19 protein-coding genes are annotated in these 24,002 nt (G+C 72.8%); 13 read left to right on the forward strand and 6 right to left on the reverse strand.

What is annotated here, in order from left to right:
• Positions 1 to 76 precede the first annotated feature (76 nt).
• From ACIBMZ_RS13110 to ACIBMZ_RS13145, 8 genes are all read left to right on the forward strand, one after another.
• Positions 77 to 655: a TetR/AcrR family transcriptional regulator gene (locus tag ACIBMZ_RS13110; protein ID WP_396693224.1), complete on the forward strand. Its 579-nt coding sequence runs from the start codon at positions 77 to 79 to the stop codon at positions 653 to 655.
• 46 nt (positions 656 to 701) lie between these two features.
• Entirely contained in the window at positions 702 to 2,030 is a 1,329-nt protein-coding gene (locus ACIBMZ_RS13115) for a low temperature requirement protein A (protein WP_396693226.1), read from the forward strand.
• An 82-nt stretch (positions 2,031 to 2,112) separates the two neighbouring features.
• A complete protein-coding gene (locus ACIBMZ_RS13120) occupies positions 2,113 to 3,012 on the forward strand; it encodes a TIGR01777 family oxidoreductase (RefSeq protein WP_396693228.1) in 900 nt (299 codons plus the stop codon).
• A gap of 111 nt (positions 3,013 to 3,123) precedes the next feature.
• Positions 3,124 to 4,941, forward strand: coding sequence for a DUF2079 domain-containing protein (locus ACIBMZ_RS13125; protein ID WP_396693230.1), 1,818 nt, complete (start codon positions 3,124 to 3,126; stop codon positions 4,939 to 4,941).
• Between the two features lie 64 nt (positions 4,942 to 5,005).
• A complete protein-coding gene (lipB, locus tag ACIBMZ_RS13130; RefSeq protein WP_396693232.1) occupies positions 5,006 to 5,647 on the forward strand; it encodes a lipoyl(octanoyl) transferase LipB in 642 nt (213 codons plus the stop codon).
• Positions 5,648 to 5,749: 102 nt separating this feature from the next.
• Positions 5,750 to 6,454: an SRPBCC family protein gene (locus ACIBMZ_RS13135; protein WP_396693234.1), complete on the forward strand. Its 705-nt coding sequence runs from the start codon at positions 5,750 to 5,752 to the stop codon at positions 6,452 to 6,454.
• The gene (locus ACIBMZ_RS13140; protein WP_396693236.1) at positions 6,451 to 7,125 is read left to right on the forward strand and encodes a DUF4166 domain-containing protein; all 675 of its coding nucleotides are present in this window, start codon (positions 6,451 to 6,453) and stop codon (positions 7,123 to 7,125) included. Before ACIBMZ_RS13135 ends, ACIBMZ_RS13140 begins: the two co-directional genes overlap by 4 nt.
• Before the next feature lie 13 nt (positions 7,126 to 7,138).
• Positions 7,139 to 7,759 carry a TetR/AcrR family transcriptional regulator gene (locus ACIBMZ_RS13145; protein ID WP_396693237.1) on the forward strand — a complete coding sequence of 207 codons (621 nt, stop codon included), beginning with the start codon at positions 7,139 to 7,141 and terminating at the stop codon, positions 7,757 to 7,759.
• 190 nt (positions 7,760 to 7,949) lie between these two features.
• Here the strand turns inward: ACIBMZ_RS13145 and aspS are convergent, their stop codons facing one another.
• On the reverse strand, positions 7,950 to 9,236 hold the full coding sequence (gene aspS / locus ACIBMZ_RS13150; RefSeq protein WP_396693239.1) for an aspartate--tRNA(Asn) ligase: 1,287 nt from the start codon (positions 9,234 to 9,236) through the stop codon (positions 7,950 to 7,952).
• Between the two features lie 472 nt (positions 9,237 to 9,708).
• Between aspS and lipA the strand changes: the two genes are divergently transcribed.
• Positions 9,709 to 10,698 carry a lipoyl synthase gene (gene lipA, locus ACIBMZ_RS13155; protein ID WP_131055717.1) on the forward strand — a complete coding sequence of 330 codons (990 nt, stop codon included), beginning with the start codon at positions 9,709 to 9,711 and terminating at the stop codon, positions 10,696 to 10,698.
• Between the two features lie 144 nt (positions 10,699 to 10,842).
• A complete protein-coding gene (locus ACIBMZ_RS13160; RefSeq protein ID WP_396693241.1) occupies positions 10,843 to 11,532 on the forward strand; it encodes a DUF4191 domain-containing protein in 690 nt (229 codons plus the stop codon).
• A gap of 15 nt (positions 11,533 to 11,547) precedes the next feature.
• On the opposite strand, the gene ACIBMZ_RS13165 is transcribed toward ACIBMZ_RS13160, so the two are convergent.
• The gene (locus ACIBMZ_RS13165) at positions 11,548 to 11,961 is read right to left on the reverse strand and encodes an RDD family protein (protein WP_396693242.1); all 414 of its coding nucleotides are present in this window, start codon (positions 11,959 to 11,961) and stop codon (positions 11,548 to 11,550) included.
• A 259-nt stretch (positions 11,962 to 12,220) separates the two neighbouring features.
• Between ACIBMZ_RS13165 and glnA the strand changes: the two genes are divergently transcribed.
• Positions 12,221 to 13,645 (forward strand): type I glutamate--ammonia ligase, encoded by a 1,425-nt coding sequence (gene glnA / locus ACIBMZ_RS13170; RefSeq protein WP_396693244.1) that lies wholly within the window; start codon positions 12,221 to 12,223, stop codon positions 13,643 to 13,645.
• Positions 13,646 to 14,148: 503 nt separating this feature from the next.
• On the opposite strand, the gene mptB (ACIBMZ_RS13175) is transcribed toward glnA, so the two are convergent.
• On the reverse strand, positions 14,149 to 15,795 hold the full coding sequence (gene mptB, locus ACIBMZ_RS13175) for a polyprenol phosphomannose-dependent alpha 1,6 mannosyltransferase MptB (protein ID WP_396693246.1): 1,647 nt from the start codon (positions 15,793 to 15,795) through the stop codon (positions 14,149 to 14,151).
• Positions 15,796 to 15,809: 14 nt separating this feature from the next.
• Entirely contained in the window at positions 15,810 to 17,219 is a 1,410-nt protein-coding gene (gene mptB / locus ACIBMZ_RS13180) for a polyprenol phosphomannose-dependent alpha 1,6 mannosyltransferase MptB (protein ID WP_396693248.1), read from the reverse strand.
• 35 nt (positions 17,220 to 17,254) lie between these two features.
• Between mptB (ACIBMZ_RS13180) and ACIBMZ_RS13185 the strand changes: the two genes are divergently transcribed.
• Positions 17,255 to 19,006, forward strand: coding sequence for a hypothetical protein (locus tag ACIBMZ_RS13185; RefSeq protein WP_396693250.1), 1,752 nt, complete (start codon positions 17,255 to 17,257; stop codon positions 19,004 to 19,006).
• Between the two features lie 73 nt (positions 19,007 to 19,079).
• Here ACIBMZ_RS13185 and ACIBMZ_RS13190 read toward each other — a convergent pair whose 3' ends face one another.
• Positions 19,080 to 22,187 carry a bifunctional [glutamine synthetase] adenylyltransferase/[glutamine synthetase]-adenylyl-L-tyrosine phosphorylase gene (locus ACIBMZ_RS13190; protein ID WP_396693252.1) on the reverse strand — a complete coding sequence of 1,036 codons (3,108 nt, stop codon included), beginning with the start codon at positions 22,185 to 22,187 and terminating at the stop codon, positions 19,080 to 19,082.
• Positions 22,187 to 22,954, reverse strand: a complete 768-nt coding sequence (locus tag ACIBMZ_RS13195; protein WP_396693253.1) for a type 1 glutamine amidotransferase — start codon at positions 22,952 to 22,954, stop codon at positions 22,187 to 22,189. Before ACIBMZ_RS13195 ends, ACIBMZ_RS13190 begins: the two co-directional genes overlap by 1 nt.
• 126 nt (positions 22,955 to 23,080) lie before the next feature.
• Between ACIBMZ_RS13195 and ACIBMZ_RS13200 the strand changes: the two genes are divergently transcribed.
• Positions 23,081 to 23,956 carry an LD-carboxypeptidase gene (locus tag ACIBMZ_RS13200; protein ID WP_396693528.1) on the forward strand — a complete coding sequence of 292 codons (876 nt, stop codon included), beginning with the start codon at positions 23,081 to 23,083 and terminating at the stop codon, positions 23,954 to 23,956.
• Positions 23,957 to 24,002 lie beyond the last annotated feature (46 nt).

A 24,002-nucleotide genomic window follows, 5' to 3' on the forward strand; every position in this document is an offset into this window, starting at 1 on the left:
GCTCCTCCGTTACCACCACACTAACCGGAGGATCCTCCGCTTGCCACCCGGGTCCAGGCCCAGTTCAGGAGGAGACGTGCCGCAGACCGGTCCCCGACCGCTCCGCGCCGACGCCCAGCGCAACCGCGAGCGGCTGCTGGACGCGGCCGTCCGGGCGTTTTCCCAGGCAGGCCCGGAGGTAACCCTCGACTCGATCGCCAAGGACGCCGGGGTCGGCATCGGCACCCTCTATCGGCACTTCCCCACCCGCGAGTCGCTCGTCGAGGCGGCCTACCGCAACGAGCTGGCGAAACTCTGCGACGCGGCGACCGAACTGCACGACCGCCTGCCCCCGGTCGAGGCGATCCGGGAGTGGATGGACCGGTTCATCGACTACCTCACCACCAAACGGGAGATGGCCGACGCGCTCCGGCTGGTGATCGCCGCCGGCGCCAACCCGTACGCCCAGAGCCGCGACCGCCTCCTCGGCGCGATCGGCCTGCTGCTGGAGGCGGGGGCGGCGGCCGGCACCGTACGCGCCGACGTCGACCCCGCCGACGTCCTGGTCGGCCTCAGCGGCGTCAGTCTCGCCTCAGGTGGTCGGGACCAGCGTGACCAGGCACGACGACTGCTGGATCTGCTGATGGACGGGTTGCGCCACCGCCCGGCGGGCTGATCCGAAACGCGCCCCGGGTGACCTGCGCCGCTGCGAAACTCAGGCCGTGGACGAGAGGGGCCGACGGCACCGGCTGGGACCGGCGGTCGAGATCGCACCGGGTGCCCGGGTCGACAAGTTCGAGGTCTTCTTCGACCTGGTGTTCGTCTTCTCCTTCTTCAACATCGCCCGGGCCACCGCCGCCAACATCACCGACCGGCAACTGCTGCACGCCCTGCTCGTCCTCGCCGTGCTCTGGTGGTGCTGGGTGGTGCACACGGTGGTGGCCACCCGGGTACGCATCGGCGAGGGCTTCGTACCCGTCCTGATGATCGTCGGGATGGCCGCGCTGTTCTGCTTCGCGCTCGCGCTGCCCCAGGCGTTCATGGACTCCGGCGGCACCGAGGCCGGGCCGGTCGTGGTGGCGGTCAGCTACGTGGTCATCCGGGCCGTGCACCTGGCGCTGTTCCTGCGCGCCGTCCGGGACGACCCGGTGGAACGCCGTCAACTGCTCCGGTACGCCCCCGAACTGACCCTGAGCACCGCCCTGCTGCTCGTCGCCGCCCTGCTCCCCGGCCACCTGTCCAACGACGGCAGGGCGGCCCTGCTCCGGGACGGCCTCTGGATCAGCGTCGTGCTGCTCCAGTACGGCACCGGGCTGCTGGCCCGCACCTGGGGCTGGGGGGTCACCTCGGCCGAGCACTGGACCGAACGGTACGACCTGATCCTGATCATCGCGCTCGGTGAGTCGGTGATCTCCATCGGCCTGGGCAGCAACCTGCTCGGCCAACCGCCCACCCTGCCGGGGGTGACCGCCGCCGTACTCGGGATCGTCTTCAGCGCCGCCATGTGGTGGATCCACTACGACGTGATCGGTCCCGCCGCACGGATCGCGCTGCACGCCAGCCAGGGCCGCCCCCGGGTGCTGATGGCCCGGGACGCGTACGCCTACCTCTATCTGCCGATGATCTCCGGCATCCTGCTGTTCGCGCTCGGCGCCGAGAGCATCGTGCACGACATCGCCGAGCCCGGTGTCCCGATCAGCCAGCCGGCGCACGGGCCGGACGTACCGCTGCTCTTCTCCGGGGTGCTCTGCTATCTGGCCGGGAACATGCTGTTCCAATGGCGCACCCTGCGCACCCTGTCCTGGCTGCGGCTGGGCACCGTGGTCCTGCTCGCGCTCGCCATCCCGATCACCATGCCGCTGCCCGGACTGCTCGCGCTCGGCGTGCTCGCCGTGATCCTGGTCGGCATGATCGTCATCGAGGTGGTGGTGATGTCCGAGGGGCGGCACGCGTTGCGCGCGGCGGTCTTCGAGGAGCGCACCGCCCACGAGGCGGCCGAGGCCGCCTACCGCGCCCGCTGGCACGAGAACCCACCCGACCCACACCCGTGACATGTCCGCGTCGGGTCAGCCGAGACATCGGCGTGACCGACTCGACCCAGCCGGACGGCTGCGCGTACCCGAAGATGTCTGTATGCGGATCCTGATGGCCGGCGCGTCCGGCTTCCTCGGCACCCGACTGGTCGACCTGCTCGTGGCCGACGGGCACCAGGTCACCCGGCTGGTCCGGCGACCACCGCGCCGCCCGGACGAGCGGCAGTGGAACCCGTCGGCGGCGCAGCTCGACCCGGCGCTGGTCGCGGAGGCGGACGCGGTGGTCAACCTGGCCGGCGCCGGGGTGGGCGACCGCCGCTGGACCGACCAGTACAAGCAGCTCATCCGCTCCAGCCGGGTGGACACCACCAGCACCCTGGCCATCACCATCGCCGGCCTGCCCGAGTCCGACCGGCCCGAGGTGCTGCTGAACGCCTCGGCGATCGGCTGGTACGGCAACACCGGAGACCGCGTGGTCGAGGAGGACGCGCCGGCCGGTGAGGGCTTCCTGGCCGACGTGGCCCGGGTCTGGGAGGCGGCCACCCGGCCGGCCGAGGACGCCGGGGTACGGGTGGTGCGGCTGCGCACCGGACTTCCGCTGCACCGCGACGGTGGGCTGCTCAAACCACAACTGCTGCCGTTCAAGCTGGGCATCGCCGGTCGACTCGGCAGCGGACGCCAGTGGATCCCGTGGATCTCGATGACCGACTGGCTGCGCGCGGTCACGTTCCTGCTGGCCCGCGCCGACCTGAGCGGCCCGGTGAACGCGGTCGGCCCGGCACCGGTCACCAACGCCGAGTTCACCCGGGAGCTGGCCCGCCAGTTGCGCCGTCCGGCGATCATCCCGATCCCGGCGCTGGCCCTCAAGGCGGTTCTCGGCGGTTTCGCCCAGGAGGCGTTGACCAGTACGCGGGTCCTGCCGGGCGTACTCAACCGGGCCGCCTTCACCTTCCGTCACCCGGACCTGCCCACCGCCCTGCACGCCGCCCTGCACGACTGACCCGATGCAAGGAAGGGCCCCTTTACCTACACCAGGCGTTAGCAGGGGACCCTTCCTTACAAACTACGGGTCTGACCTGAGGTGTCCGGTGCGGTTGGTAACGTCCGCTAGGTGCCCAGCTCCCCGTCCTCGGCGTCCCTGACCACCTCGCCGCCGCGCGTCACCCGTGACCGCCGTGCCGACCTGCTGGTCGCGTTGATCGCGCTGGCGCTCGCCGTCTGGGTGACCAGCGGGCTGTGGCGGGACCCGAACGGTCGCGCGATCACGGTCAACTCCAGCGACCAGGCGCTGTTCGAGTGGCTGCTCGCCTTCGGCGGCCACACGGTCAGCCACGGGGAGAACCCGTTCTTCACGTACCTGATCAACGTCCCGGACGGCGTCAACCTCGCGGTCAACACCTCGATCACCGTGTACGCGGTGGTCTTCGCCCCGCTGACGTACCTGATCGGGCCGCCGGCCACCTTCCTGGTGATCCTCACGCTGAACCTGGCCGCCACCGCCGTCGCCTGGTACTGGCTGCTCTCAAGGCACCTCGTCGGCAGTCGACTCGCCGCCGCCGTCGGCGGACTGTTCATCGGCTTCTCCCCCGGCATGGTCTCGCACGCCAACGCCCACCTGAACTGGACCGCCGGCTGGCTGGTGCCGCTGCTGGTGTGGCGGCTGTTCGTGCTGCGCCGGTCGGCGCACCCGCTGCGGGACGGGGCGATCCTCGGCGTCCTCGTCGCGATCTCCTTCTCCATCGCCGCCGAGGGGCTGTTCTTCACCGCGCTGGCGCTCGGCCTGTTCGTCGCCGTCTGGGCGCTGCATCCGGCCAACCGGGTCGAGGCCCGATCCGTCCTGCCGTCGTTCCTGCGCGGCCTCGCGATGACCGCCGTGGTCGCCGGAGTGCTGTTGGCGTACCCGCTCTGGCTGCACTTCGCCGGTCCGCAGCGCTTCCACGGCACCGGCTTCGACTCGGTGATCCACTCTGAGGACATCGCCGCGTACGCCGCCTACCCGCGTCGTTCGCTGGCCGGCGAGGCCGGACTGGGCACCTCGCTGGCGCCGAACCCGACCGAGGAGAACTCCTTCTTCGGGCTGCCCCTGCTGCTGCTCTCCGTCGCCTGCTTCGTCCTGCTGTGGCGGTCGGCCACACCGCGACGCCGGGCCACGCTGTGGGGGCTGGGCGTACTCGCGGTGGTCTTCACCGCCCTCTCCTTCGGGCCGGTGGCGAAGGTCAACGGGCACCGCACCGACCTGCCCATGCCGTTCGACCTGCTCGGGCACCTACCGGTGGTGAACGCGGCGCTGCCCGCGCGACTCGCGCTGGTGGTGACGCCGGTGATCGGGCTGCTGCTGGCGTTCGCGGTGGACCGGCTCCGCGACCACCGGCCGGGGCGGGCGGCGGCGCTGGCCTGGACGGCCGCCTTCGCGGTGGCGCTGGTGCCGCTGTTCCCGACGCCGCTGCTCACCATCGAACGGGAGCCGATCCCGCGCTTCATCACCTCCGGCGCATGGCGCGACTACGTCTCCCCGGGCGGGGTGCTGACCCCGGCGCCGCTGGCCCTCGACGTCTATCCGGACGGCCAGCGCTGGCAGGCGTACGCGCTGGCGAACCGGCAGGGCGAGTTCGCCATCCCGTCCGGCTTCTTCCTCGGCCCCGGCGGGCCTGACGGCCGCGGCCGGATCGGGCCGGTGCCGCGTCCGTTCGGCGCGCTGCTCGACCAGGCCGCGCGCAGCGGCCTGCCGCCGATCGTCACCGAGGGCACCCGCGAGGAGGTACGCGCCGACCTGGAGCACTGGCGGATCGAGACGGTGGTGCTCCCCGACGAGGTGCACGGCGCCAAGTGGCCGGTCGACGAGGAGGCGGTACGCCGGACGTTGACCCTGCTCTTCGGCGAGCCGGAACGGGTCGAGGACGTCTGGCTGTGGCGGGTCGGGCAGCGGTGAGCCGCCCGGTCCGTGAGCCGGCTCACCGAAGGTGACCAGCGGGTACGGGTCTAGGCTGGTGAGCGTGACCGCGACGACCTCCGGCCTGACGGCCGTACCTGCCGGCGTCCTCGACTACACCGCCGCCTGGGACGAGCAGCGCCGCCTGCACGAAACCGTGGTCGCCGGGGCGCAGGGCGACACGGTGCTGCTGTTGGAGCACCCGAGCGTCTACACCGCCGGCAAGCGCACCGAGCCGTGGGACCGGCCGATGGACGGCACCCCGGTGGTGGACGTGGATCGCGGCGGCAAGATCACCTGGCACGGTCCGGGGCAACTGGTCGGCTACCCGATCCTGCGCCTGCCCGACCCGGTCGACGTGGTCGCGTACGTCCGGCGGGTCGAGCGGTTGCTGATCGACGTGTGCGCCGAACTCGGCCTCACCGCCACCCGGGTCGACGGACGCAGCGGCGTCTGGGTGCCGGCCGACGAGCGGGGGCCGGACCGCAAGGTGGCCGCCATCGGCATCCGGGTCGCCCGGGGCGTGACCCTGCACGGGTTCTCGATCAACTGCGACTGCGACCTGACCCACTTCGACCGGATCGTGCCGTGCGGCATCCGGGACGCCGGAGTCACCTCGCTCTCGGCCGAGCTGGGCCGCCCGGTCACCGTCGCCGAGGTGCTCCCCGTCGTCGAGCGCCACCTGCCGACCATCGTCACCATCTGACCGCCGGAGCCGTCGCACACCGGCGGACTCTCCGCACCCCCTCTTGAGCGAGTGCTCAAATTCGGCTACGTTTAAGCAGTCGCTCAAATGCCGGGGGTGGACATGCGATCCGTCTATGTCGAGACCTCGATCGACGCGCCGATCGAGCAGGTGTGGCGGGTGACCCAGGATCCCGCCGAGCATCGCCGGTGGGACCTGCGCTTCAGCCGGATCGATCCGGTGCCGGGCAGCCGGCCCGCCCGATTCCGGTACGCCACCACCCTCCTGCCCGGGCTCAGCGTGCGCGGGTGGGGCGTACACGCCGGTGAGCGCCAGCGACCCGACGGCACCCGCACCTCGGCGCTGCGGTTCGGCTCCGACGATCCACGCTCACTGGTCGCCGCCGGCTCCGGCCACTGGCGATACCTGCCCGGGCCGCACGGGGTCCGGTTCCTGACCGGCTACTCGTACACCCCTCGGTGGGGTCTCGCGGGTCGGCTCGCCGACCTCGCCTTCCGGCCGCTGTTCGGCTGGGCCACCGCGTGGTCGTTCGACCGGCTCCGGCTCTGGTTGACGGCGGGCGTACCACCGGAACGCGCCCGGGCCAACGCGGTCCGCGACGTCGCCCTCCGGCTGCTCGCGGTGGTCACCGCGACCGCGGCGGCCGGGACCGCCGGCCGGACGGCGGCCGTGGCGGCACTCGTCGTCGCCGCGTCGCTCGCCTGTCTGGTACCCCCGCACCCGCACACCCCGGCGGCCCGACGCTGCCGACGCCGCCCGCCGGACCGCCTCGCCGCCCGGCCACCTCGCCTCCTGGAGCGCCTGTGACCTCCGTCTTCCAGCACGCCCTCGGTGCCGACTTCGACCGTCTGCACCCGCGTCTGCGCCGCCGCTTCGCGGTCGACGGCGAAACCGACCTCGGCTGCGTCGGCACCGGGACGATGGACCGTGTGTGGCGCGGCGGCGCCTTCACGTGGCCGTTCCTGCGCCTCGGCGCCCTGCGGCACATCCTGTTCCCGGAGACCGGCCGGCAGATCCCGTTCACCATCGAGAACTACGCCTACACCGACACGTACGGCCGCCCCACGCTGACCTTCGTCCGCACCTTCCAGGTCACCCCGCACCGACGGCGACGCTTCGACGCCACCATGGTCTGGAGCGCCCGTCGCGGGGTCCTGGTCGACTATCTCGGTACGCACCAGCACCTCGCGGTCGATCTGCACCCGTCCGTCGACGCCGCCGGCGGGCTGACCATCCGCAGCGGGGTCCAGCGGTTCCCGAACGGGCTGCCCTGCCCCGCCGCGCTGACCGGCGAGGCACGGGTACGCGAGTGGTACGACGACCGGGCCGACCGGTTCCGCATCGAGGTCCGGGTCACCAATCGCCGGTTCGGCCCGCTCTTCGGCTACCAGGGCAGCTTCACCGTCGACCACGTCCCGTCACACCGGGCACCGGTGCCCGCCGCCGTACGACCGCTGCGCGAGAATCCCCGGGAGTAGACGAGAGGACACCATGGCCACCCGGGACAAACTGATCGACGGTGCCATCGCCGCGATCCGCGAACACGGCATCGCCGGTGTGTCGGCGCGAACGATCGCGGCTGCGGCCGGGGTCAACCAGGCCCTCGTCTTCTATCACTTCGGCAGCGTGGACGACCTGTTGGCCGAGGCGTGCCGGAGCGTCACCACCGCCCGGGTCGCCGTGTACCGGACCCGCCTCGCCGAGGTCTCGTCCCTGCGTGAACTGCTCGACGTCGGACGTACCCTGCACCTGCAGGAGCAGGCCGAGGGCAACCTGGCGGTGCTGGCCCAACTGCTGGCCGGCGCACAGAACGACCCCACACTCGCCGAGTCCACCGCAGCAGCCCTGCGGATCTGGACGGTGGAGATCGAGTCGGTGCTGCACCGACTGCTCGACGGCTCGCCGGTCGCCCCGGTCGTCGACCCCGCCGGGCTGGCCCGGGCCGTCAGCGCCGCCTTCATCGGCCTGGAACTCTACGACGGTGTGGACCCGGAGGGCGCCCGCGCCGCCTTCGACGCCCTGGAACGGCTCGCCGTACTGGTCGAGGTGATCGACGACCTCGGCCCGCTCGCCCGCCGCGCCGCCCGCGCCAAGCTCCGCCACCTGACCTGACCCGTCCCCCCGCCCCCTCCCCGCCCCGGCCCCGGCCCCGGCCCCGGCCCCGGCCCCGGCGATCATGGAGTTGTGGTCGGGGCAAAACGGAATTACATCCGCGATTCCCTTGCCACAACTCCATGATCGACGCGATCGGACGGCGGACCGCAGGCGGCGGGGCGGTGGGTGGGTCAGGAGGGTGGGCCGGTCAGGGGGTCAGGCGGTGGAGGTCGCGGGGGAAGGCGGTGACCTCGCGGACGTTGGCGGCTCCGGTCAGCCGGGCGACGAAGCGTTCCAGACCGATGGCGAAGCCACCGTGCGGCGGCATGCCGTGCCGGAAGGCGTCGACGTATCCGGCGTACGGCTCGACCGGTTCGCCCCGGGCGGCGAGTGCGGCCAGGTAGTCGGCGTGCCGGTGCAGCCGCTGCCCGCCGGTCACCAGTTCCAGGCCACGGAAGAGCAGGTCGAAGCCGTTCGAGTAGTCCGGCCGTTCGGGATCGGGGTGGGTGTAGAAGGGCCGCTTCGCCATCGGGTACCCGGTGACGAAGACGAAGTCCGACCCGTGTTCCCGCAGAGCCCACTCGCCCAGCGCCCGTTCGTGCGCGGGCGCCAGGTCGGGTTCGTCGGCGGGTGCCCCGGCGATCCGCAGCGCCTCGGTGAAGTGCACGTCGGGAATCTGCGCCGGTACGGCGGGCACCGGCACGCCGAGGGTGGCCAGCGCGGCTGCGGCCCGGTCGTCGACCGTCTCCATCATGCCGGCCAGGGTGTCCCGCAGCACCGCCATCACGTCCCGGTGGTCGGTGACGAAGCCCAGTTCGGCGTCGAGGCTGGTGTACTGCGCCAGGTGCCGTACGGTGTCGTGCGGCTCGGCGCGGAACACCGGCCCGACCTCGTAGACCCGCTCGAAGACACCGACCATGAGCTGCTTGTAGAACTGCGGTGACTGGGCCAGGTACGCCGGGCGGCCGAACCAGTCGAGGGTGAAGACGTTCGCCCCGCTCTCGGTGGACGAGCCGACGACCTTCGGGGTGTGGATCTCGACGAACCGCTGGGCGTCCAGCGTGGCCCGGAACCCGGCCACCGCCGCCGCCGAGACGCGCAGCGCGGCCGAGCGGCTCGGGTGGCGCAACGCGACGGGTGCGTGGTCGAGCTGGGTGGGCAGGGTCGCGGTGAGCGTCGGCCGGTACAGGTCGAACGGCGGCGGTACGGCGGGCGGCCCGAGTGGGCGTACCACCGGATCGGTCAGCTCGACCCCGGCGGGCGCGGTGGCGTTGGCGACCACCGTGCCCTCGACGGAGACGACGCTCTCCTCGGGCAGTGCCTCGATCTCGGCGCGGACCGCCGGGTCGGTGACCACCACCTGGGTGAGACCGGCGGCGTCCCGGACGATCAGGAAGGCCACCGACTTGAGCAGTCGGCGGCGGTGGACCCAGCCGGCGATCCGGACGGTACGGCCGGTGTGCGGGGTGAGTCGGTCGGACAGGATGCGTTGCACGGTTACCTCCTCGTCGATCGCAACGCGATCCCCGGGAGGTGTGGGCGAGCGGGAACCTCGCGGTGCCACCACACCTTCGCCCCCGTCGAGACGGGAGCCTCATTCGTCGCCTTTTCACCGGGGCCAGCCGGGCGGGCTCTACTGGGCGTGGGTGTGAGGCGGGGTCCCCTGCTCTGCCGTAGGCGTTGGCAGGGTGCCCTTCCTTGCACCGCGCATGCCGTTCTTCCCGCAGCTCGGGAGGGTCTTCACGGCCCGACACCAGACCGCCTCGCAGCAACCGGCGGCTCTCTTCAACTGGCGGATCGGGGCGCTACTCGGCTCCGTCGTCGCTCTCGAACGGCAACGCTAGCACCCGCCCGCGCCTTCCTGTGACGCACAATTCTCGCCCTCGGTGTCCGGCGTCACAGGATTTCCGAGGTGACGGCCGTCGCCCCTGTTCATCGACGGCCACCATCCGGCGTAGGCTCGTTTTGTGACGATCGAGCACTCCGCGCCAACGACCGGCCAGGCCGCGCGTACCGCGACGCCCGCCCCCGAGGGGCGGCGACTGCTGCGGATCGAAGCCCGCAACGCCGAGACGCCGATCGAGCGCAAACCACCGTGGATCAAGGTCAAGGCCAAGATGGGCCCGGAGTACACCCAGTTGCGCGGGCTGGTCTCGCGCGAGGGGCTGCACACCGTGTGCCAGGAGGCCGGCTGCCCCAACATCTACGAATGTTGGGAGGACCGGGAGGCCACCTTCCTCATCGGCGGCGACCAGTGCACCCGCCGCTGTGACTTCTGCCAGATCGACACCGGCAAGCCGGCCGAGTTCGACGCCGACGAGCCGCGCCGGGTCGCCGAGTCGGTGGTCTCGATGGGCCTGCGGTACGCGACCATCACCGGCGTCGCCCGGGACGACCTGCCCGACGGCGGCGCCTGGCTGTACGCGGAGACCGTCCGCCAGATCCACGCCCTGCAACCGGGCTGCGGCGTCGAGCTGCTGATCCCCGACTTCAACGCGGTCCCCGAGCAGCTCGCCGAGGTGTTCGGCGCCCGACCCGAGGTGCTGGCGCACAACGTCGAGACGGTCCCGCGGATCTTCAAGCGGATCCGGCCGGCGTTCCGCTACGAGCGCTCGCTGGACGTCATCAGCCAGGCCCGCGCCGCCGGGCTGGTCACCAAGAGCAACCTGATCCTGGGGATGGGCGAGGAGCGCGCCGAGGTCTCCCAGGCGCTGCGCGACCTGCACTCCGCCGGCTGCGAGCTGATCACGATCACGCAGTATCTGCGTCCCTCCCCCCGGCACCACCCGGTGGAGCGCTGGGTCAAGCCGGAGGAGTTCGTCGAGCTGCGCGAGGAGGCCGAGGAGATCGGCTTCGCCGGGGTGATGAGCGGGCCGCTGGTGCGCTCCTCCTACCGGGCCGGCCGCCTCTACCAGCAGGCGCTGGCCGCCCGCGAGAGCGTCGCCGTCGCCGGCTGAGCCGGCGCGTTCCTGTCGTCGGCCGCCGGTTGAGCCGACGGCCGACCGCGCGGACCGTGGTCAGGACGGGTCGGCGAGCAGTGCTCGACGGGCAGGGCCGGACGGGGATCAACCGCACGGCGGGCGACCACTAGACTTGCACCCATGGCAAAGCCCCAGGAGAAGGTCTCGTTCGGCCAGCGGTTGAAGCAGATCGGGTTGGTGTTCCGGTTCACCGCCAAGCAGGACAAGTGGTTCGCGCCACTGGCGGCCGGCGCGGTGCTCATCCCGCTCGCGCTGACCGTGGTCGCGGTCATGATCTGGGGCTGGCTGTGGCTGCCGCTGGGCATCCTGCTCGCCCTGCTCGCCCTGCTGATCGTGCTCAACCTGCGGTCGAACCGGGCGATGATGAACGCCGCCGAGGGGCAGCCGGGCGCCGCCGCGCAGATCATGGAGAGCATGCGGGGCGACTGGCGGGTCTCCCCCGCGGTCAGCTCGACCACCCAGATGGACATGGTCCACCTGGTGATCGGCAAGCCGGGCGTGATCCTGCTGGCGGAGGGCAACCCGCAGCGGGTACGCGGACTGCTCGGCCAGGAGAAGCGCCGGCTGGCCAAGGTGATCGGCAACGCGCCGCTCTACGACTACGTCATCGGCCAGGACGAGGGCGAGCTGCCGATCCGCAAGCTGCGGATGACGCTGATGCGGCTGCCGCGCAACCTCAGCGGCAAGGACGTCAACTCGCTGGACAAGCGGCTCAAGGCGCTCACCGCCCGGCCGCAGATGCCCAAGGGCGCGATCCCCAAGAACCTGCGCCCGCCGCGCGGTGCCTTCCGGCAGAGCCGGGGCCGCTGAGGCCGGGTCGGGCGGTCAGCGCCCGGCGCGTACGCGTACGGCCGGGACGACGACCGCGCCGCTGAGGCGGTCGTGCAGGCCCCGACGGTGCTGGTCCATCAGCAACGCCGGGACGACCAGCGCCAGCAGTACGCCGCGCAACGATGCCCGGACCAGTCCGATCCGTCCGCCGTCGGCCCAGGCCACGCAGCGGATCCTGGTGATGTACATGCCGGGGGTCTGCGCGAACAGGCCGAGGAAGAAGCCGTACATCACGATCAGCACGACGACCGGCGCCCACGGGTCTCCGGTGGGGCTGGCGAACAGGCCCGACGCGAGCAGGCAGAGCACCCAGTCGATGACCAGTGCCCCGAACCGCCGCCCCAGGTCGGCCGGGACGAAGGTGGGGTCGGTGGCGGGCGGCGGCGCGTGGTGTGGCTCGGTCGTCACAGCGGACAAGACTAGCCAGCACGCCGGTACGCGCCCGGCCCAGGTCCGGCACGTGATACCGAAAAGGGTCAATCGCAGCAATTTTCACTAGACTGGCCTAGCCGGACCAGTCCGTCGCGTATCGCGTCCACCCCACCAGGGAACATGACGCAACGCGAGGGACGTAACACGGCAGAAACACTGGAGACATGGCCGGGCAACCGCACGGCCATAGCGTCGCCAGGAGCCTAGCTACCCCGTGGACGTGCCAGGAGGACGAGTGTTCGCCAATCCCGAGGAACTCCTGCGTTACCTCAAGAACGAGGACGTGAAGTTCGTCGACGTACGGTTTTGTGATCTGCCCGGTGTGATGCAGCATTTCAATCTGCCGGTGGAGTCCGTCGATGACAACTTCTTCACTGATGGTCTCGCGTTCGACGGGTCGTCGATCCGGGGCTTCCAGGCGATCCACGAGTCGGACATGCTCCTGCTCCCGGACGTCGCCACCGCCTTCATCGACCCGTTCCGGGCGCAGAAGACCCTCGCGTTGAACTTCTTCATCCACGACCCGTTCACCCGCGAGGCATACTCCCGCGACCCCCGTAACGTCGCGAAGAAGGCCGAGGCCTACCTCGCCGCGTCCGGGATCGCCGACACCGCCTACTTCGGTGCCGAAGCCGAGTTCTACATCTTCGACTCGATCCGCCACGAGACCTCCGCCCACCAGTCGTTCTACTACATCGACTCGATCGAGGGCGCCTGGAACACCGGCCGCGAAGAAGAAGGCGGCAACCGCGGTTACAAGACCGCGTACAAGGGCGGCTACTTCCCCGTCCCCCCGGTCGACCACTACGCCGACCTGCGGGACAGCATCGTGCGTCGCCTCATCGACACCGGCTTCACCGTGGAGCGCTCGCACCACGAGGTCGGCACCGCCGGCCAGGCGGAGATCAACTACAAGTTCTCCACCCTGCTGCACGCCGGCGACCAGTTGCAGCTCTTCAAGTACATCGTGAAGAACGAGGCCTGGGCCAACGGCAAGACCGCGACGTTCATGCCGAAGCCGCTCTTCGGCGACAACGGCTCCGGCATGCACACCCACCAGAGCCTCTGGCTCGGCGGTGAGCCGCTGTTCTACGACGAGACCGGCTACGCGGGTCTGTCCGACACCGCCCGCTGGTACATCGGTGGTCTGCTGCACCACGCGCCGTCGCTGCTGGCGTTCACCAACCCGACGGTCAACTCGTACCGTCGCCTGGTGCCGGGCTACGAGGCACCGGTGAACCTGGTCTACTCGCAGCGCAACCGCTCCGCCTGCACCCGCATCCCGGTCACCGGCAGCAACCCGAAGGCCAAGCGGGTCGAGTTCCGGGTACCGGACCCGTCGGCGAACGTCTACCTCGCCTTCTCGGCGATGATGATGGCCGGCCTGGACGGCATCAAGAGCAAGATGGAGCCGCCGGCGCCGATCGACAAGGACCTCTACGACCTCCCGCCGGAGGAGTGGGGCGACGTCAAGCAGGTCCCCGGCTCCCTGCCGGCCGTGCTCGACTCGCTCGAGGCCGACCACGACTACCTGCTGGAGGGCGGCGTCTTCACGCCGGACCTGATCTCCACCTGGGTCGACTGGAAGCGCGCCAACGAGGTCGACCCGGTGCGTCTGCGCCCGACCCCGCACGAGTTCGCGATGTACTTCGACTGCTGATTCCGGTCAGCGTCGTTCGGGCCGGCTCCGCTACCGCGGGGCCGGCCCGAACGTGTTACGGGCAAACGACCCCCACGCCTGCGTGTTCCTGCCCGAACCGCGACGCACACGGCTGATCCCTGCCCGCCCTCTCTGTCCGAACCCTCCGCCCTTCTGCCCCTACGCCCGTGCGTGCCACACAGTGCGGTGTGGGTGGCCGGGCTGGTTGCCTGCCTGGGCGGAGATGGTGGCCTCGCGCCGGGCATCGCGCCGGGCATCGCGCCAGGCCTCGCGGGCATCGCGCCGGGGCCGTGCGGGGGGCCACGCCGGGGCCGTGCGGGGGGCCACGCCGGGGCCGTGCGGGGGGCCACGCCGGGGCCGTCGTAAGAGATTGTGGCGGCGCAGCCGGTGGGGCTGACGTTGTCCGCAGGGAGGTGGGTAGATTTGTTGTCGCTGGAGCGACAACAAATCTACCCACCTCCGGCCGCCGGGCGGTGTGCGACCCGGCTTCGCGGCAACGGGGCTCAGTGTGACTTGCGGGTCCGGCGCTGCCGGGGCAGGAACCGGACCGCCAGCACGATCACCAACAGGGTCATCGCCACCGCGCCGGGCGCCTTCACCAGCCGGGCCACGTTGGTGCCGTCCGGCAGGGCGAGGAAGGACGCCGCCGCGACGGGCACCAGGAACCAGGTGGTCCGGGTCGCCGCCAGCGCGAGCAGCGCCAGCGGCCAGGTCGCGTACCAGGGATGGAACACCGGCGCGAGCACGACGGTGAGGGCCAGCGCCAGCCCGGCTCCGAGCAGCTCCACCCGAATGCGGTCCGCACCGACATCGACCGACGCCATGCCAGTCGCCGCCGCGCCGGTCGCCGCCACGCTGGGCTCCGCCGCGCCGGTCGCCGCCACGCTGGGCGTTCCAGGCTCACGCAGGCCGACGTCCGGGCCGGTGCCGGACACGGCGACGCCGGGCGGCGGACCGACACCAGGCGAGTTGGGCGAAGAAGCGTCGCGGGAGCCGTGCAGCGACGACCAGGTGCGCCACCAGAGCAGCACCAGCAGGACCGCCAGCAGGATCAGCGCCACGATCCGGGCCACCGGCACACCGACGGGCGGCAACCCGACCGCCGCACCGAGATAGTCGACGAGCATGCCGACGGCGGTCGGCGGTGACGTCCACTGCACCGTGTCGCCGCTGCTGCCGAGTCCACCGATCCAGCCCAGCCCGAGACCGGACAGCAGCGAGGACACCAGTAGCGCACCCAGCACACCAGCGGCGAGCAGGCCACCGTCACGCAGCAGCGCCGCCACCGTGTACCGGCCACGGACCGCCGCCAGCGCCGCGAACGGCAGCACCACCACGGCGGTCGCCTTCACCGAGACCGCCAGGCCGAGCAACACCCCGGCGACCAGCACCACCCCGACCGGCCACCGAGCAGCGCCGGGCAGCGTACCGGCAGACCGGTCCGGGCGTCGGACGAGCAGCAGCAGGCCGAGCAGGAGCAGGCCGAGCATCACCGCGTCGTTGTGCGCGCCGGACACCAGGTGCACCCCGACCAGTGGGCAGGCCAGCACCAGCCAGGTCGCCCGTGCGGGTGGTACCCCCGCCGCCCGGGCCAGGCCGGGCAGACAGAGTGCGGCCAGCAGCAGCCCGGCCACCGCCAGCACCCGCAGCACCACCAGCGTGCCGGCCAGGCTGCCGCCGAGGACCACCGCGAGCGCGGCGAGGAGGACGAAGAAGGGGCCGTACGGTGCCGCCGTGTCCCGCCACACCGGGGCGACCGCGTCCAGCCACGGGCATCCCGCCTCGGCCACCCCGGTGGCGTACGGGTCACCGCCGTCGGCGTAGACCCAGCCCTGGCAGGCGTACGAGTAGAGGTCCCGGCTGCCCAGCGGCGCGCTGAACAGCAGCGGCACGGTCCACAGCGCGGCGGTCCGCAACGCCCACCCGGTCGACGGGGCGTCCTCGCGCAACGACCACCAGGCACCCACCATGGCGGTGGTGCCGAGCAGCCAGAGCAGCACGGTCGGGACGGGGTGCCAGAGCCGGGCGGTGGCGTCGGGCAGGGCACCGCCGGTGTACGCGGCGACGGTGAGGGCCACCGCCCCCAGCAGGCCGACGTACCGTGCGTGGCGGTCCCGGGCGGAGGCGGGTCGGACGCCGGTCTCGGTCACCGGCGTGCCTCTCCTCAGTCGACGGGAACCGGGCGGCGGGCCGCCCGAGCCGACCGTACCAAGCGGACCGCCACCCAGATCACGAACAGCGTCATCAGCGGCGCCCCGACCGTCTTGGTGTACCGGGGCAGGCCGGTGCCGTCGGCCAGCACCTGGAACGCCGCGAACACCGTCACCGCGCTGAACCACCAGGTGCGGTGGGCGGTGGCGGCGAGCAGCGCCAGCGGCCAGAACCAGTACCAGGGGTGGAACAGCGGCGCGAGGGCGACGGTGGCGGTCAGCGCCAGCGCGGCGTGCCAGAGCGGTTCCCGGTGACGCGCCCGGAACCACAGCCACACCAGCAGCGCCGCGAGCACGGCCATGCCGATCCCCCGGGTCACCGGCAGCGCGTCGACGTGCAGGCCGAACGGCAGCAGCACGTACCCGACGGTCTGCCCGACGGCGGTCGCCGGCGAGGTCCAGGCGATCACCTCGTTGCCGTGCGACAGCCCGGTGATCCAACCGAGGTTCAGTCCGGCGCCGAGGGTCACCGCGATCAGCGTCGCCACCGCCCCGCCGACCACGGGGGTGCCGTGGCGCAGCAGCCCACGCAGGGAGAACCCGCCACCGATCGCCAGCAGCGCCGCGAACGGGACCACCACCAGTGCGGTCACCTTGATCCCGGCGGCCAGGCCGAGCACGACGCCACCGGCCAGCAGCGGCCACGGCCGGGCCGGTCGACTGACCACGATGGCCAGGCCGGCCACCATGAACCCGACCATCAACGCGTCGTTGTGCACCCCGGAGATCAGGTGTACGCCCACCAGCGGACCGGCCAGCGCCAGCCAGAGTGCCCGGCCGACCGGTACCCCGCTGTGGCGGGCCAGCACCGGCAGGCTCACCGCCGTCAGCAGCACACCGGCCACCGCGAGTACCCGGAACAACGCGATGCTGGCGATCAACGAGCCGGTCGCGGCGACGATCGCGCCGGAGAGCACCACGAACAGCGGCCCGTACGGCGCCGGGGTGTCCCGCCAGATGAAGGACATGGTGTCCAGCCACGGACACGGCAGCGTGGAGACGCCGTACTCGTACGGGCTGATGCCGTTGGCGAAGCTCGCCCCCTGACAGGCGTACGCGTAGGCGTCCCGGCTGCCCAGCGGCGGCGTGAACAGGAACGGCACGAGCCAGAGCCCGGCGGTGACCAGTGCCCACCGCGCCGACGGCACCCGGTCCCGCAACGTCCACCACGCGAACGCCATCGCGGCGGTACCGAACAGCCACAACGCGATGATCAGCGGCCCGTACGGCCCCTGCCAGATGCGCAGCGGAGTGGGCCGCAGGTCGCCGTCGGGCAGGGCGCCGCCGAGGAACGCCGCCACGGCGAGCATGATCGATCCGGCCAGTCCGGTCCAGCGCACGAGGTGATGGGGCACGTCCGACATGCTGCCAGTACCGTGAGCGCGGTACGGAGGTGGGCATGCGGGGCAGTCGGGTGGTGGCGCTGGCCGCCGCGTGCGCCGGGGCGCTCGGTGTGGCGTACCTCATCCTCCCGGCGATGGGTTCGGACCTGGCGGCACAGGTGGCCCGGGCCGACTTCTTCGCCACCCACGGCGCGACCCCGGTCGACCTGCGCTGGTACGCCGGGGTCCAGCAGTTCGGCTACAGCCTCCTGACCCAGCCGGTGATGGCCCTGCTCGGGGTACGCCTCACCGGCGTGATCGCGGTGGTCGCCGCAGCGGCCCTCTTCGCCGCACTGCTGGTCCGCGCCGGGGTGCCCCGGCCGCTGCTCGGCAGCCTGGTCGGGGTGGTCACCATCACCGGCAACCTGGTCTCCGGCCGGGTGACGTACGGCCTCGGGGTGGCCTTCGGCCTCGCCGCCCTGCTCGCCCTCACCTGGCACACCGGACCGGCTGCCCGCTCGTCCGTCTCCGACGGGGCAGCCCGCGCCGGAGGTGTCGGCTTCCGCGCGAGCGTTGGCAGCGCCTGGCGACCACTCGTGGTGGCCGGGGTGGCGGCGCTGCTGGCGTCGGCGGCCAGTCCGGTGGCCGGGCTGTTCGTCGGCCTCGCCGGGGTCGCCCTGGTGCTGTCCCGCCGGTACGCCGACGGGTTGACCGTCGCGGTGGCGGCGGCGGTGCCGTTGGGCGTGACCGCGTTGCTGTTCGGTGACGGCGGTTGGATGAACATCAGCCGCACCGACACGATCCGGGCGACGGTAACCGCCCTGCTGGTGGCCGTGCTGGTCGGCTACCGCCCGGTGCGGTCGGGTGCGGTGCTGGCAGCGGGCGGGGTCGTCGCGGCGGCGCTGGTGCACACCCCGGTCGGGCTGAACGCCACCCGGCTGGCGACCATGTTCGCCCTGCCGCTCCTGGCCGCCGCCGCCCGTCCCCCCGCCTGGCTGGCCCGCTCGGCGCGCCACCTGTGCATCGCACCGCGATCCGCCGCCCCGACCGAGCCCGGCCGATCGGTCCAGGCCGGTCCCCCGGCCCCGCCCGACCACACCGCGCCTCCCGCAGCATCGACGCGGCCGAGGCGGCGGGGCGGGGCGGCGGTGGCACTCGCCGTGCTGCTGGCGGCGGTGTGCTGGTGGCAGCCACCGGTGGTCTCCGCCGACCTGCGCAGCATCGGCGACCCGACCAGTGCGCCCGGCTACTTCGCCCCGCTGCGCGCCGAACTCGACCGGCGCGGGTTGACCGGTCGGGTGGAGGTGCCACCGACCCGCAACTATTGGGAGGCCGCCCGGATGGGTGACGTGCCGCTGGCCCGGGGCTGGCTGCGGCAGGCGGACATCGACCGCAATCCGATCTTCTTCACCAGCGTGCCGGGCGCGGCGGGCACCGGCGTACCGCTGACCGTCGACAGCTACCGGGCTTGGCTCGACGAGTACGCGGTGCAGTACATCGCGGTGCCCGACGTGCCACTGTCCTGGGTCGGCCGAGCCGAGGCCGAGCTGGTGAGCGCGGGGTTGCCGTACCTGACCGAGGTCTGGTCCGACGAGCACTGGCGGCTGTACGCGGTGACCGACCCGACTCCCCTGGTCGGTGCCCCCGCCGAACTGGTTCACGCGAGCGGCGCCTCGGTCACCTTCCGCATCTCGGACGCGGGTACGGTGCCGGTCCGGGTCCGGCACAGCCGCTGGCTGACCGCGTCCGGCGGCGCCACCGTCTCGGCCGACGGGGACTGGACGGCGGTCACGGTGCCGCGCGCCGGCACGTACACCCTCGGCAGTTGAGCGGGCGCTGCGGTCGACGGGTCGTTAGCAGGGGACCCCGGCTCTACCGCAGGCGTTAATAAGGTGCCCTTCCTTACATCTCCAGGACGCGTTCCATGGCGGTGCGGGAGCGGCGGCCGGTGCGCAGGTACTCGTCGAGGAACTCGCCCGGGTCGTCGCGGCCGAGCAGCCGGACCACGCCGGCCAGTTCCACGCCGTGTCGGGGCAGTTGGTCACCGGCCCGGCCCCGGACCAGCATGAGGGCGTTGCGGACCTGGGCGGCCAGGGTCCAGCCGGCCGTCATCGCCTCGGCGTCGACCGGGTCGATCAGCCCGGCGTCGCGGGCGGCGGCGAGGGCGTCGAGGGTACGGGTGCCGCGCAGCGACTCGTGGGCACCGGCGTGCTGCAACTGGAGCAACTGCACCGCCCACTCGACGTCGGCGAGGCCGCCCCGGCCCAGTTTGGTGTGGGTGGCCGGGTCGGCGCCCCGGGGCAGTCGTTCGGTCTCCACCCGGGCCTTGATCCGGCGGATCTCGACGACCTGTTCCCGGGTGAGGCCGTCGGCCGGGTACCGGACCGGGTCGACCAGTTGCTCGAAGCGGGTGCCCAGGTCGGCGTCGCCACAGACGCAGCGGGCCCGCAGCAGCGCCTGCGCCTCCCACACCCGGGACCAGCGGGCGTAGTACTGCTGGTAGGCGGCGAGGCTGCGGACCAGCGGCCCCTGCCGGCCCTCGGGGCGCAGGTCGGCGTCGACGCCGAGCGCCGGGTCGGGTGCCGGCATGCCGAGCAACCGGCGCAGCTCCTCGGCGATGGCGTGGGCGGCGGCGCTCGCCGCGCTCTCGGCGACGCCCTCGGGTGCCTCGTAGACGAAGAGGACGTCGGCGTCGGAGAGGTAGTTGGACTCGTACCCGCCGAGGCGGCCCATGCCGATCACCGCGAACTTCAGGTCGGGCATGGTCGGTTGGGCGGCGCGGGCGGTCCGCAGCGCGGCGGCCAGGGTGGCGTCGGTGACGGCGGCCAGCGCGGTGCCGACGGTGATGACGTCGCCGAGCGTCGAGCGGTCCGTGTCGGGGCGGGTGGGGGTCAGCGAACCGGCGTGGCTGAGCACGTCGGCGCAGGCGAGCCGGAGCAGTTCCCGGCGGCGCAGCGCCCGGACCGCCCGGATCGCCTCGACCGGGTCGGTGTGGCGGGCCGCCGCGGCGGCGAACCCGTCGCCGAGCACCTCACGGGGCCGGGGGGTCAGCTCGCTCTCCTCGGCCAGCAGACGCAGCGACTCGGGTTCCCGGGTCAGCAGGTCGGCGACGTACCGGGAGGACGAGAGCACCCGGGCCAGCCGGCGGGCCACCGGGCCGGAGTCGCGCAGCAGCCGCAGATACCAGGGGGTGCTGCCGAGGGAGTCCGAGACCTGGCGGTAGTTGAGCAGGCCACGGTCGGGTTCCGGGGCGTCGGCGAACTCGCTGAGCAGCACCGGCAGCAGGGTGCGCTGGATGGCGGCGGTGCGACTCACCCCGCCGGTGAGGGCCTGGAGGTGACGCAGGGCCCCGGCCGGGTCGGCGAAGCCGAGGATCTCCAGCCGGTTGCGGGCCGCCTCCGGGGTCAGCCGCAGACCGTCGGCGGGTACCCGGGCCACCGACTCCAGCAGCGGTCGGTAGAGCAGTTTGGCGTGCAGTCGGCGTACCTCGGTGGCGTGGGTGACCCACTCGGCGCGGAACTCCTCGACGGCGCTGCGGCCCGGCGTGGCGGTGTAGCCGAGCGCGGTGGCGAGCCAGCGCAGCGCGCCCGGTTCGGTCGGCACGGTGTGGGTGCGCCGCAGGCCCTGGAGTTGCAGGCGGTGCTCGACGCCGCGCAGGAAGCGGTAGCCGCGTAGCAGCGCCTCCCCGTCGGCCCGGCCGACGTAACCGCCGGTGACCAGTGCCCGCAGGGCGGGGATGGTGCCGGGTACGCGCAGGGACTCGTCGCCCCGGCCGTGCACCAGTTGCAGCAACTGCACCGCGAACTCGATGTCGCGCAGGCCGCCGGGGCCGCGCTTGATCTCGCGTTCCTGCTCCTTGGGCGGGATGTTGTCGATGATCTTCCGACGCATGGCCCGGACGTCCTCGACCGCCTCGGGCCGCTCGGCGGCGTGCCAGAGCAGCGGTGCCAGCTCGTCGATCCACTTCCGGCCGAGCGCCAGGTCACCGGCGGCCGGACGGGCCTTGAGCAGCGCCTGGAACTCCCAGGTGCGGGCCCAGCGCCGGTAGTACGCCAGGTGGCTGGCGAGCGTACGCACCAGCGGCCCCCGGTTACCCTCGGGGCGCAGCGCGGCGTCGACCGGCCAGGCGACCAGCCCACAGATGTGGATCAGCCGAGTGGCGACGGTGGTGGCCGCCGCCAGGTCGTCGTCCTCGGCGGCCACGAAGATCACGTCGACGTCGGAGACGTAGTTCAGCTCGCCGCCACCGCACTTGCCCATCGCCACCACGCCCAGGCGGGGCTTGCGGGTGCCCTCGGGCAGCTCGGCCACGGCGGTCGCGTAGGCGGCGGAGAGCGTGGCGTCGGCCAGCGCGGAGAGCGCCGCCATGGTCTGCTCCAGGCCGCGCCCGCCGGTCAGGTCGGCCGCCGCGACCCGCAGCAACGCCAGCCGGTACGCCCGACGCAGCACCGCCACCGGGTTGCCCTCGCCGGTCAGGTCCAGCCGCCCGTCGGCGGTCGGGGCGAGCCCGTCCGGCTCGGTGCGCAGCACCGCCCACTGGTCCGGGTTGGCCACCAGGTGGTCGCCCAGCGCCGAGGAGGCGCCCAGCACGGCGATCAGTCGACGGCGCAGTCCCGGGTCGTCGTGCAGCGCGGCCAGCAGGGGCGACCCGACGCCGATGCCACCGGTCGGTGCGGCGGCCACCGGGCCGCCCTCGGCGGCGGTGGCCTGTCCGGGGCCGGCGCCGCGCTGACGCGCCGCCGGGCCGGTGCCGCCGTTCGGGCGGGCCACGGCACGGCGCTCGGCCTCGACCATCCGGTGCAGTTGGCGCAGCGCCAGATCCGGGTCGGCGGCCCGGGACAGCGCGGTGAGCAGTTCCTGGGCCTTCTCACCGGTGGGTTCCTGGGTCTGCGCCCGCCACAGGTCGAGCCCGTCCGGGCCGAGCAGGTCGGCGGCGCGGGCACCGGCGTCGTCGTCGGTGATGCCGAAGCCGTACCGGGCGAGCCGGCCGGTGGCGCTCGGGCGGCCCATCAGTGCCCGAGCAGCGGCAGGCTGCGGCGCGACCCGCTGTCGTCCAGTTCACCCAGGGCCAGCGCGGCGAACCGGGCGGCGAAGGGTTGCCAGACGTCCTCCACGTCGGCCAGCACCTCGGCACAGGCGGCGACGACCAGTTCCGGGTCGTAGTCGAGTTCGGCCAGGACCGCCGAGTCGGTCGCCCACTCGGCGATCATCTCGGCGTCGCACTCGATGTGGAACTGCAGACCCCAGGCCCGGTCACCGAGGCGGAACGCCTGGTGCGGGAAGCGGGTGGAGGCGGCCAGCAGCGTCGCCCCGGCCGGCAGTTCGGTGATCTCGTCGGTGTGCCACTGGAGCACGTCGGGGATCAGCGGGACGTACCGGAACAGCGGGTCGTTCTCGGCGGCGTCGCGCCGGCCGACCACCCCGGGGCCCACCTCCGGCCCGGAGGTGCTGCGCTCGACGGTGCCGGCGTGCGCGGTGGCGAGCAGTTGCGCGCCGAGACAGACCCCCAGTGTCGGGACGCGGTGCCGGACGGCCTTGCGCAGCAGCCCCTCCACCGCCGGCAGCCAGGGCGCGCCGGGCTTGCCGTCCGGGTACGGGAAGGCCTGCTGGTCGCCGCCGAGCACCACCAGCGCGGCGTACCCGTCCAGGTCGGCCGGGAGCGGGTCGCCCGCGTGCGGGCGCGCCACGGACAGCTCCAGACCGGCCTCGGTCAGCCACTCGCCGAGCCGTCGCGCATCGTCGGTCGGGTCGTTCTCGATCACCAACGCGGTTGCCACGCCGTCGAGGCTATCCGGTCTCGCCGACCGGCCCGGCGCGCGGGACTAGGCTCTGCCGCTGTGTCCCACCACATCGCACCTGATCCCGTCGTACGCCCACCGGCGCTGCGCCCCGGCGACACCGTGATGCTGGTCTCGCCGTCCGGGCCGACCCGTCCGGAACGGGTGGCCCGGGGCATCGAGCTGCTCACCGGCTGGGGCCTGCGGCCGGTGCCCGCCCCGCACGTCTACGCGCGGCAGGGCTATCTGGCCGGCACCGACGCGCTGCGGGCGGCCGACCTGAACACCGCCTTCGGCGACCCGACGGTACGCGGGGTGATCTGCACCCGGGGCGGGTACGGCGCGCAGCGGGTGGTGGACGCGATCGACATGGCGGCGGTGCGCCGCGATCCCAAGGTGGTGGCCGGGTTCTCCGACATCACCGCGCTGCAACTGGCGCTGTGGCGGGGCGCCCGGCTGGCCGGGGTGCACGGGCCGGGGGCGGCCTGGCGGGACGAGCGCACGCCGCTGGCCTCCGCCGAGTCCCTGCACGCGGCGCTGACCAGCACCGCACCGGTCACCGTGCGCGCGGTCGAGCACGAGGACACCTTCCCGGTACGCGTTCCGGGCCGGGCGGTCGGCCGGTTGCTGGGCGGCAACCTGTGCCTGGTGGTGGCCTCGGTGGGCACCCCGGACATGCCGGACCTGACCGGCGCGGTGCTGTTGCTGGAGGACGTCCAGGAGCCGCCGTACAAGGTCGACCGGATGCTGACCCAGTTGCGCCGGGCGGGTGCGTTGGACGGGCTGGCCGGGGTGGCGGTCGGCCAGTTCACCGACTGCGCCGACGGTTGGCCGGTGGGCGTCGCCGACGTGCTCACCGAACGTCTCGGCGACCTGGGCGTGCCGGTGCTGGGCGGGCTGCCGATCGGGCACGGGCCCGGTCAGCTCAGCGTGCCGGTGGGCACCCGGGCCGTCCTCGACGCCGACGCCGGCACGGTGACCGTGGAGCCGGCTGTCCGCTGAACCGGCCGAACGTCCGTTTCGTCCCGAATCTTTGCTGACTTTGCCA

It is taken from the genome of Micromonospora sp. NPDC049900, from assembly GCF_044461025.1.
GTDB lineage: Bacteria > Actinomycetota > Actinomycetes > Mycobacteriales > Micromonosporaceae > Micromonospora.

Excerpts from the sequence above, each read along its gene's own strand:
- ACIBMZ_RS13185 (WP_396693250.1), top strand. The coding sequence starts at position 17,255 with ATGCGGGGCAGTCGGGTGGTGGCGCTGGCCGCCGCGTGCGCCGGGGCG.
- ACIBMZ_RS13145 (WP_396693237.1), top strand. The coding sequence starts at position 7,139 with ATGGCCACCCGGGACAAACTGATCGACGGTGCCATCGCCGCGATCCGC.
- mptB (WP_396693248.1), bottom strand. The coding sequence starts at position 17,219 with ATGTCGGACGTGCCCCATCACCTCGTGCGCTGGACCGGACTGGCCGGA.
- ACIBMZ_RS13200 (WP_396693528.1), top strand. The coding sequence starts at position 23,081 with ATGCTGGTCTCGCCGTCCGGGCCGACCCGTCCGGAACGGGTGGCCCGG.
- ACIBMZ_RS13160 (WP_396693241.1), top strand. The coding sequence starts at position 10,843 with ATGGCAAAGCCCCAGGAGAAGGTCTCGTTCGGCCAGCGGTTGAAGCAG.
- ACIBMZ_RS13120 (WP_396693228.1), top strand. The coding sequence starts at position 2,113 with ATGCGGATCCTGATGGCCGGCGCGTCCGGCTTCCTCGGCACCCGACTG.
- ACIBMZ_RS13190 (WP_396693252.1), bottom strand. The coding sequence starts at position 22,187 with ATGGGCCGCCCGAGCGCCACCGGCCGGCTCGCCCGGTACGGCTTCGGC.
- ACIBMZ_RS13135 (WP_396693234.1), top strand. The coding sequence starts at position 5,750 with ATGCGATCCGTCTATGTCGAGACCTCGATCGACGCGCCGATCGAGCAG.